Origin of the sequence: Methylobacterium nonmethylotrophicum (genome assembly GCF_004745635.1) — a bacterium.
GTDB classification, from domain to species: domain Bacteria; phylum Pseudomonadota; class Alphaproteobacteria; order Rhizobiales; family Beijerinckiaceae; genus Methylobacterium; species Methylobacterium nonmethylotrophicum.
Map to the genome: position 1 here is coordinate 25,624 of NZ_SRLB01000049.1, position 7,905 is coordinate 33,528.

Genomic DNA, 7,905 nt, shown 5'->3' on the forward strand with positions numbered 1-7,905 from the left:
GATTAGCCGCGTTCAGCCCAGTTACCGTGCGGCATCCTACTGCCGTCGGCAGGAGTCCGCCTGCGTCTAATTCTGCCGATTATCCATCGACGCCTCGGCAGCCCGGATCATCTCCTCCAGGTCGCGCCCCGCCTTTGCGATCATCCGCCGGAGCGCGATCGCCCGGGCCGTGTACCGCCCGTGCTTCCAGTTCGCCCGAGCAGCCCGCTCCCGGCCCTCAGGCGTCCTGGCGCCCGTGCTGGTGCCGCCGTGTATCCTGCACCGGCCGTTCGGCATCGCTGGACCGAGACAGGACCCACCATCCCGACGCCGAGCCCCACAGCGAGGAGCCGCGAACGCTCCCCGCAGCCGATCGCAGGAACACGCCTCTTGGGGTGCATCGGCTGATTTCACGCCTACCCCCCGACCCGCTTGCGGGACCGAGACCCCCCGGCCAAGCTACCTGCCACCACGGCCTGAGCGCCCTCGCCGATGTGGTTGTGCTGGACCACGACAACCTGCCGCCCGCCAGACCGCATTCGCTGCAAGGTCTGCATCCCGGCCTGGTACGAGCCTGTCAGGCGCACGAAGGCCCGGGACATGCGCTCGGCCTCGACGCAGGCCGCCTGCCTGGCAGCCCCGAGGGAGCGGCTGGCCTCGGTCATCTGCTGCTGCATCAGCGCCGCCGCCGTCATCGCCGCGACGTGGGCGGTCGCGAGTTGGTGGGCGAGCATCCGCTCGAGCCCGTCGGCAGCCTTGATACTGTCGGCCGTGTCGAGGGCCATCTCCAGGGAGCCGGCATTCTTGGCGAGGTCGAGCCTGTCTCGGCTGGCATCGGCCGCCACGGCATTGGGGTTCGCCAGGGTGTCGAGGATCGCCGGCAGGGTGTTCTCTGCGAAGTCCTCGGTCGGCATCAGCTCGCCACCGGCAGTGCGGCGCGTGTCGACCGGCAGGGGCGCACGGGCGGCTTCCTCGTACCGATCCGCGATCCCGGACGGACCGCCTCTCTCCTCGGCCCTGATGCGGGCCACGCCGAGAAGATCGTCCCCTGATTTCCTGCGGTTCATCGTCAGTCCTCTCCGGCATCCCAATACCTTGCCCCTGGCGTAGGCGGCAAAAGACCAAGCTGTTTTAGAGAGGTCGCATCCCCGCGGTTTTCATCCCACGGCCCCGGCGACCAAACTGTTACAAAGTATGTATCAGAAGGAGGGGTATTTGCGCGAACAACGGTGACAAAGCCACCAGCCCGGTATGCAAATTTATGGACGCTACAGATGCCTTTTTTGCTTGTTGCGAAGAAACGGCCCGCGCTCTTCATAGAAATACACTCCCCGAATGCCCCTTGAAAGCATTTGCTCGTCTAATATAACCAACGACTGTTCTAGTATCCCGATGCCCGCTCTGATCCATGATCCGGGCCAAGTCTGCCCCACGCTCGGCCGCTGTCGTGATGTAGCCGGCCCGCAGCGAGTGAGCCCCGAACGTCGAGGCATCGAGCCCGGCTGCGGTGGCGTACTTCTTCACGATGTCGACGACGGCCTGAGTGGTAAGGCGGGGTGCGGGTTTTGTCGCAACTTGCGACGAAACCTCCTCGCCCGAGAGGTGGGGAAATTCCCCACCCTTGCGCACCCGCCCAGACCGCGACACCGGCCGGAACACCGGCCCTTCGGTGATCCCCGCCGCATCGAGCCAGTCGCGCACCAGTGCAACCGGCCGGATGAAGCGCCCGTGCGGGATCGCCTTCTCGAACCCGGCGCCCTCTTGGTCGACCTTCGATCGGCGCACTAGCACCCGCAGGCCCTCGGGATCCTCGCGCAGGTCCGCGACGTCGAGAGCAACCAGCTCGGAGCGGCGGAAGGCACCAGCGAACCCGAGGGCGAGCAGCGCCCGATCCCTCTTGCCGGTGAGCGTGTCAGGCGTGCGCATCAGCATCGCCATCACGATGTCAGCCGTTGCCGCAGCCTTCTGCTCGGGAGCAGTGCCGACCTTCCGCCGGATGCCCTTCAGTGTGGCGCGCACCGCCTCGTCCTCTGTCGGGTCAGGCAGCCGGGCGAGCTTGTGCGCGTACCGGATCGCCGCAAGGCGCCTGCCGATGGTCGAGGCCGCTCGGCCGACCTCTGCCTCGGCTACCAGGAACGCGGCCACGGCCTCAGGGGTCGCCGGGAGCGACCGGAAGCCGTAGCGGCTGCACCAAGCCTCGAACGCCGCGGCGTCGCCCCGATAAGCTCGCACGGTCGCATCGGCCTTTGATGCGCGCTGGTACGCCTCGACGAGGGAGGCGGCCTCGGCGGGCAGGCCGGGGGACTCACCCGGCAACGCAAGCGCAAAATCTGCGCCTGCGTCCGGCATATCGGCCATCGTGACCGATTTCAGCGCCGGCAAGGCGAGATCGTCAGGCACCGGCCGCGCGCCGTTTCTCAAGAGCGTCACCGATCGCGATACCCAGATCTTCGCCTGTGACATGGGCGAGCGCCGGGCCTACCGACTTGAGATCCGCCATCGCCCCAGGCGGCAGTTCACGCTTCATCATCTCCAAGAGCCGTTGACCAGCAGCCCGGCGCCCTGCCGCATCAATGGTCGGATCGCGGTATGCCGCTTTGATGATGTTGTCCCGCTGCTCACGGGTGATGTCGCCCCGCCGGTAGATTTCGCGGGCGAACATCTCTTTCACCTCCGGGTGTGACCCGATCCTCGCCCAGATCTGATTGAGTTCGGCCAGCGAGGCTTCGTCGTCCGGCGACAGGGGCTTTCGAGCCGCCTTCGATCGAGGGGCGCCCGCCGCCTCCGTCGCCGCCTCTCGGACGGTCAAACCCGCAACGCGTTGCGCTTTTGCCGGGTCGCCTTCGACGTGCCGGGCGATCCGCATGTAGAGCTGCGCGGTGCGCGGCGAGACGGTCGTGTTGAGGCGCAGCCAAGCATCCCAGCCGCCGTGTGGAACGGTGTCCTTCGCCTCGACCAGCAGCCGGCCGCACTCGACGGCGTACCGCGCGCCCTCGCGCTTTGCCGCCTCGACCCCGGCGTGAGCGGCGTTGATTGCCGCGGCGATGTTCGAGCGCATGATCTGTCCCTTTCCTGCCTGATTGAACCTACCCGACATCGGCGCAGCACCCCTTCCCGGTCCCGAGCGCTTCCCCGATCATGGCGCCCATCTCCTCGTCACCCCAGGCGGGAAGGCCGAGATAGTGCCCCGGCCGGCGCACCATGCCGCACCAGAACCGGCCGTGCTCGAACTCCATCGCGGGGCACGGGGCGCCGTCGATGGCACCCGGGACGAACTGGCGAGCGACGCCACAGGGCTCGGCCGCGCAGCAGAAGCCGCATCCATTGCAGGAGGAGCCGAACTCGGGCTTGGGAGGTGCCTTGGCGGTGATCGCCTCGACGCGGTGCCAAGCGTCGTCCGGCATCTCGCGGAACAGGCTGGCGGGGCTCGGCGGCGCAGCTCCGGCGCGGCTAGCCTCAAGGTCGAGGGGCCGCGCCGGGACCGGCCCGCCAAGTGAAGCGGATCCTATCACGGGGGCGCCCGCCGATGAATGATAGCCTGGGCTTTGTTTCATCACCAGTCTTGCAACCGCCCCTGTCTGAAACTTTCGAGAATGACGTTTATCGAAAGTTACACTAATTCACACGCCTGAGCAACCGAAACCCTCAATCCCTGAAACCCTGATACACCGAAAACGGCGCTTCACGCCCCCGTGAGATCCGGCTTGCCCGATCCCCGCGGTTCGTGCTTTCCGACTGTCAGGCTTTCGTTAAGCCCGAAGCCCCTGAATGCACGAAGCCCCGAAGCGTCGCAGGATCCCGCCCGATGGCCGTGATGTACGTCATCCTCGTCGCGAACCAGAAGGGCGGCGCCGGCAAGTCAACCATCTGCGCGCACTTCGGCGCCCTCGCCGAGGCCGATGGGAAGACGCTTCTGGTTGACGCCGATCCGCAGGGCTCGCTCACGGACTGGTACACGAGCCGCGAGGCCGAGACGCCGCTGCTCGCCCAGGCTGACGCGAACAGCATCGCCCAGGTGCTCGACGCCGCGGCCGACGAGGGCGTGAAGTGGGTCATCATCGACAGCGCCCCGCACAACGCGCCACTGATGGCCTCCCTCATGTCTCGGGCGAACGTCACCGTCATTCCGGTCCGGCCGGGGCCATTCGACCTCAAGGCCGCCGGCAAGACCCTCGACATGGCCCGCGCACTCAAGGCGCCTATCGTCTGCGTCATCAACGCCGCGCCACCGCCGACCCGGGAGAGCGAGCCGACCGTTGTGGCGGAAGCCCGAATGGTTCTCACGAGCATGGGCGCCCCGGTGCTGCCCGGTCAGGTGTCCCAGCGTGCCAGCTTCTCGCACGCCCTCATCACCGGCCAGTCCGTCACGGAGTACGATCCGGACGGGCGAGCTGCCGGCGAGATCCTGGCGATGTGGTCCGCTGTCACGAAGCTAGCCGAGAGCTTCCCCCGGAAGCCCTGAGACGCTTAATCACTGATCCCCGCAAACCCTGAAAGTCTGAACCGATGGCGGCACCGAAGCGGCCCTCCCTTACGAACCTCGCCGTGCAGAAGCTCGCGCCTGCCGCGGCTGCGGCTGCCGCGCCGGCCGAGCCCGTCGCCTCTCCCGCGGCTCCGGCCGCGGTTCGCGCGCCCGTGCCTCGCCGATCCCCGCCCGACATGAAGACGGTGCAGGTGCGGATCAACAAGCGTGGGTGGTCTACGCTTCGCAATCTCGCGTCCGACCGGGACATGCCCCTTGAGGCTCTGATGGTCGAGGCGCTGAACGACGTGCTCTTGAAGCACGGACAGCCGCCGATCGTGGAGCGCCGCACCGGCGAGCGCGGCACCGAAGGGCGCGACGAGGAATAGGCGCGGCGCGCCACCGCGACCTGTCGTCGAGGAGGATAGGCCACCGGAAACGGCTTCCAGTGGTGCCCGGTGCCGGCTACTCGGCCGGCTGGCCCAACTGCCCGGCGATCAGCCGACGCACGCGAGCCGTTTCCCGCTCCTGCAAGCGAACGGCGACGTAGCCGAGCACAACCACGAGAGCCGGCGTGGCGACGAAGGCAAGGAATGCGGTCTCGTTCATGGCAGGAGCCCCGTCAGGGTGCGTCTCGCTAGGAAATGTAGGATCGTCGCGGCCGAGAGCCAACCCGCGAAGCCGGCAGCCAGCCACCACCAAGGTAGCGAGTTGATCCCGCTCACCCGATAGAGTGCCCCGGCGAGGGGCGTGGCAACCCCCACGGTGAAGCACGCCGTGGAGGCCCGGTCGAGGTTGTTCGCCAGGAGCTTCACTCGTTCGTTTGCAATGAGCTTAGCCGCCGCAGCGTCAGTGCTCATCCCGCGTCCCATCCGCTCGGTTGCGGAAGCGGATCCCGGCACCGCCGCCGTTCTCGGGGATGAACTCAAGCCCAGCATGCTCGAATGCCTCCACCAAGGCCTTGTTGTTCATGGACGTGAGGTAAGCTGTCTCCTCCTTGGCCTCGAAGGCTCCAATCGTTGACTTAGAGACACCGGAGGCTGTGCCTAGGTCTGCTTGCTGCCAGCCGAGGAAGGCCCTCGCCGCCTTGCACATTCGCGGGGTGATCCGAACCGCCATCGTCGCTCCGAAGCTGTATTTTATTTGCAGGGCTGTTGACAGGACCCAGGCAAGGCGTATTGTAGCCCTGCAAACGGGATACAGCAATGGCTTCCACCCGCTCCCTCCACTGGTCGCTCGCGATGAAGGAGATCGCTGCGACCCGTACCCACCGCCCGGCGGGTCTCCTCGCCGCCCGCGGCCTGATCGCTGCCACCTCTGCCAAGCGCCGCCCCCTCGTCGTCGGCGACACATACGACCGCGCTGCCATCATGGCCGCCGCCTGCGCCGCCGCCCGCAACCATCAGGCCCGCTACGGCGGCACCTGGGGCGAGGCCCTGTCCGTCACCCTCAAGGCCACCTGGAGCCTCGCCAAGGCCGCCCGAGCCGCAAAGGCGCACTGATCCGCCCGGGGCGGCACCCCGGAAACACCTAGACCCTCAATCCCTGAAACCAGCAAATCCGTAGGACCGGAAACGATGTCGCTTGCCCTTGCCCTTCTCACCGTCCTGCCGTCCCGCCGCGCCATCGTGACTAGCGCCGCGGCCCTCCTCGCCGCTCCGGTCGCGAAGGCCCCGGCCGCCGCGGCTGCGCCTGTCCTCGCCCTACCGGCGCCCGTTGCCGTCGCCGACCCGATCCTGTCAGCTATCCGTGCGCACCGCCGCGCTTGGGCCGTCTTCCAGGTTGCGCCCGACGAGGAAGCCGAGGGCGCCGAGCACGCCGAATACGAGGCCGCCATGCGCCTCCTCGGCACCGCGTGCAGCACTCGTCCCGGTGCGCACGCCCTGATCGCTCACCTTCGCTGGTACATGGCCGAGGAGCGCGACAACCTGCTGACGTGCGGGCTCGGCGGCTGCGACCTGGGTGACCTCGTGCGCGCCCGCCTCGCCGAACTCGTCCTACTCGTCCCGGAGGCTTCGCCCCCGGCCGTGATCGCCCTCCCGGCGTGTCGCCCGAGCCCGTTGCTCGCAGCGATCGAAGACCACCGCTCCGCCAACCTCGCCGTCAGCCAAGCCGTGCGCGATTACGTCGAGGCGCAGGACAACAGCGCCCCCGACGAGCCGCACCTTCTCGCCATCGCCGATCGGGCGAGCGACGTCGAGGTGGCAGCCTTGAACGCGCTCCTCGCCCTCACCCCGGCCAACTCCGAGGAGGTGAGCACCCTCGCGGCCTACCTCGCCGAGGTGTCGACCGACTTCGACAAGGGCGCGTTCGGGGCGTGGCTGTTCCAGCGCTTCGCCGTGATGATCGCCGCCGCTCGGGCGCAGGCGTGAGGGGCGGACCGATGACATTCGCTCACCGCCGCGCCGCCACGCCCGTGACCCCGCGAGCGCCCAGGGCCCGCGCCTACTTCCCCGCGCCCATCTACGGGCGCCACGCCCCCACGCTGCCGCCCGACGAGCCCGTGCCGGGCGAAATCGACCCGTGGGAGGCCGTCACCGCCGTCCGGCCGGACACGCCTCACGTCCGCGCCCTGCGCTTCCTGAGTACGGCCGGCGACCTCCTGGCCGCCTTCGTCCTGATCGGCGGCGGCATGGGGCTGATCGGTCTCGCCACGCACCTCTGACGCCGCTGCCTCTTTAAGCCGCGATCCCTGCAAACCTGCATCACGTCAAGAAGGCTTGCCGCAATGCCGCTGTCCCTGAAGCTCCCCCGCCGCAACCCAGAAGCTCCCCGCCCGTCCTTGCGCGAGCGCTATGCCGCCCTCAAGGGCTCGGCCGCGAAGGTGATGGGCAAGGAGCAGTCCCGCCATCGCTGGCCCCGCCTCGCCGGGGGCGGTGAGCCGTCCAAGGCCATGTCCACCCTCATCGAGGCGCATCAACTCGCCTACGCCCGGTGCCTGCACGGCATGGGCGAGGACGGCGCCGACATGGCCGCCCTGCGGCAGGCGGAGGAGGAGGCATTCCGCGCCCTGCTGCACGCCCCGCTGACCTCCGATACCGATCGGGGCTGCTACGCTGCCGCCGTCATCGAGCGCGAGAACGGCCTCCTCGTCCGGTGCCATGCCGGCACCCGCAACGACCCGCTGTCCGTCGCCTACCGCAATCTCCGGTTCGGCGAGCACGCCCGGGAGCCGGAGGAGACGCGCCACATCGGTCGCAAGCCCGAGGCCGGCGCAGACCCGATCCTTGCAGCGATTGAGGCGCACCGGGCCGCCCACGCCGCTTGGCACCCGCTCATGTGCGCCTGGAGCAATACGCATGGCGGCACGCCCGAATACGCTGCAGCCGAGGCAGCCGACGCGGCTGCACGTCGGGTTGAGCGAGAGGCGTTCCGCGCTCTGCTAACTGTAGCGGCGCGCAATCGAACTGTGGCGGAGGCGCAATCGAGGGCGTTTTCCGGCGCACGATCGGTGAGACTGGAGA

13 protein-coding genes are annotated in these 7,905 nt (G+C 68.3%); 6 read left to right on the plus strand and 7 right to left on the minus strand.

Annotated features, from left to right (window positions below; genetic code table 11):
• Positions 1–66 precede the first annotated feature (66 nt).
• From EU555_RS37555 to EU555_RS33195, 5 genes are all read right to left on the minus strand, one after another.
• Entirely contained in the window at positions 67–393 is a 327-nt protein-coding gene (locus tag EU555_RS37555) for an HGGxSTG domain-containing protein (RefSeq protein WP_281041329.1), read from the minus strand.
• Positions 394–395: 2 nt separating this feature from the next.
• Positions 396–1,046 carry a hypothetical protein gene (locus tag EU555_RS33180; protein WP_167858744.1) on the minus strand — a complete coding sequence of 217 codons (651 nt, stop codon included), beginning with the start codon at positions 1,044–1,046 and terminating at the stop codon, positions 396–398.
• Positions 1,047–1,293: 247 nt separating this feature from the next.
• On the minus strand, positions 1,294–2,442 hold the full coding sequence (locus EU555_RS33185) for a site-specific integrase (protein ID WP_245524617.1): 1,149 nt from the start codon (positions 2,440–2,442) through the stop codon (positions 1,294–1,296).
• The gene (locus tag EU555_RS33190) at positions 2,372–3,037 is read right to left on the minus strand and encodes a DUF3102 domain-containing protein (RefSeq protein ID WP_167858745.1); all 666 of its coding nucleotides are present in this window, start codon (positions 3,035–3,037) and stop codon (positions 2,372–2,374) included. The genes EU555_RS33185 and EU555_RS33190 overlap by 71 nt, the downstream gene beginning before the upstream one ends.
• A 28-nt stretch (positions 3,038–3,065) precedes the next feature.
• A complete protein-coding gene (locus EU555_RS33195; protein ID WP_135419600.1) occupies positions 3,066–3,383 on the minus strand; it encodes a hypothetical protein in 318 nt (105 codons plus the stop codon).
• Between the two features lie 401 nt (positions 3,384–3,784).
• On the opposite strand from EU555_RS33195, the gene EU555_RS33200 reads away from it, so the two are divergent.
• Both EU555_RS33200 and EU555_RS33205 read left to right on the plus strand, forming a co-directional pair.
• Complete coding sequence (locus EU555_RS33200; protein WP_245524618.1) at positions 3,785–4,441, plus strand: nucleotide-binding protein; 657 nt, start codon at positions 3,785–3,787, stop codon at positions 4,439–4,441.
• Positions 4,442–4,638: 197 nt separating this feature from the next.
• A complete protein-coding gene (locus tag EU555_RS33205; protein ID WP_245524619.1) occupies positions 4,639–4,830 on the plus strand; it encodes a ribbon-helix-helix domain-containing protein in 192 nt (63 codons plus the stop codon).
• A gap of 76 nt (positions 4,831–4,906) precedes the next feature.
• Here the strand turns inward: EU555_RS33205 and EU555_RS36520 are convergent, their stop codons facing one another.
• Positions 4,907–5,050, minus strand: a complete 144-nt coding sequence (locus EU555_RS36520) for a hypothetical protein (RefSeq protein WP_167858746.1) — start codon at positions 5,048–5,050, stop codon at positions 4,907–4,909.
• A 240-nt stretch (positions 5,051–5,290) separates the two neighbouring features.
• On the minus strand, positions 5,291–5,560 hold the full coding sequence (locus EU555_RS33215; protein WP_245524620.1) for a helix-turn-helix domain-containing protein: 270 nt from the start codon (positions 5,558–5,560) through the stop codon (positions 5,291–5,293).
• 86 nt (positions 5,561–5,646) lie between these two features.
• Here EU555_RS33215 and EU555_RS33220 point away from each other — a divergent pair, with 86 nt between their 5' ends.
• The 4 genes from EU555_RS33220 to EU555_RS33235 all read left to right on the plus strand — a co-directional run.
• Positions 5,647–5,943, plus strand: coding sequence for a hypothetical protein (locus tag EU555_RS33220; protein ID WP_135419602.1), 297 nt, complete (start codon positions 5,647–5,649; stop codon positions 5,941–5,943).
• Between the two features lie 75 nt (positions 5,944–6,018).
• Complete coding sequence (locus EU555_RS33225) at positions 6,019–6,813, plus strand: hypothetical protein (RefSeq protein ID WP_135419603.1); 795 nt, start codon at positions 6,019–6,021, stop codon at positions 6,811–6,813.
• A gap of 11 nt (positions 6,814–6,824) precedes the next feature.
• Positions 6,825–7,106 (plus strand): hypothetical protein, encoded by a 282-nt coding sequence (locus tag EU555_RS33230; protein WP_245524621.1) that lies wholly within the window; start codon positions 6,825–6,827, stop codon positions 7,104–7,106.
• Between the two features lie 63 nt (positions 7,107–7,169).
• Positions 7,170–7,905: hypothetical protein (locus tag EU555_RS33235; protein WP_135419604.1), on the plus strand; the 736-nt coding region annotated here is incomplete at its 3' end.

Bases quoted from the DNA above. Each gene is read 5' to 3' on its own strand.
- EU555_RS33180 (WP_167858744.1), bottom strand. From the start codon at position 1,046: ATGAACCGCAGGAAATCAGGGGACGATCTTCTCGGCGTGGCCCGCATC.
- EU555_RS33185 (WP_245524617.1), bottom strand. From the start codon at position 2,442: ATGTCACAGGCGAAGATCTGGGTATCGCGATCGGTGACGCTCTTGAGA.
- EU555_RS33190 (WP_167858745.1), bottom strand. From the start codon at position 3,037: ATGCGCTCGAACATCGCCGCGGCAATCAACGCCGCTCACGCCGGGGTC.
- EU555_RS33195 (WP_135419600.1), bottom strand. From the start codon at position 3,383: ATGCCGGACGACGCTTGGCACCGCGTCGAGGCGATCACCGCCAAGGCA.
- EU555_RS33200 (WP_245524618.1), top strand. From the start codon at position 3,785: ATGGCCGTGATGTACGTCATCCTCGTCGCGAACCAGAAGGGCGGCGCC.
- EU555_RS33205 (WP_245524619.1), top strand. From the start codon at position 4,639: ATGAAGACGGTGCAGGTGCGGATCAACAAGCGTGGGTGGTCTACGCTT.
- EU555_RS36520 (WP_167858746.1), bottom strand. From the start codon at position 5,050: ATGAACGAGACCGCATTCCTTGCCTTCGTCGCCACGCCGGCTCTCGTG.
- EU555_RS33215 (WP_245524620.1), bottom strand. From the start codon at position 5,560: ATGGCGGTTCGGATCACCCCGCGAATGTGCAAGGCGGCGAGGGCCTTC.
- EU555_RS33220 (WP_135419602.1), top strand. From the start codon at position 5,647: ATGGCTTCCACCCGCTCCCTCCACTGGTCGCTCGCGATGAAGGAGATC.
- EU555_RS33225 (WP_135419603.1), top strand. From the start codon at position 6,019: ATGTCGCTTGCCCTTGCCCTTCTCACCGTCCTGCCGTCCCGCCGCGCC.
- EU555_RS33230 (WP_245524621.1), top strand. From the start codon at position 6,825: ATGACATTCGCTCACCGCCGCGCCGCCACGCCCGTGACCCCGCGAGCG.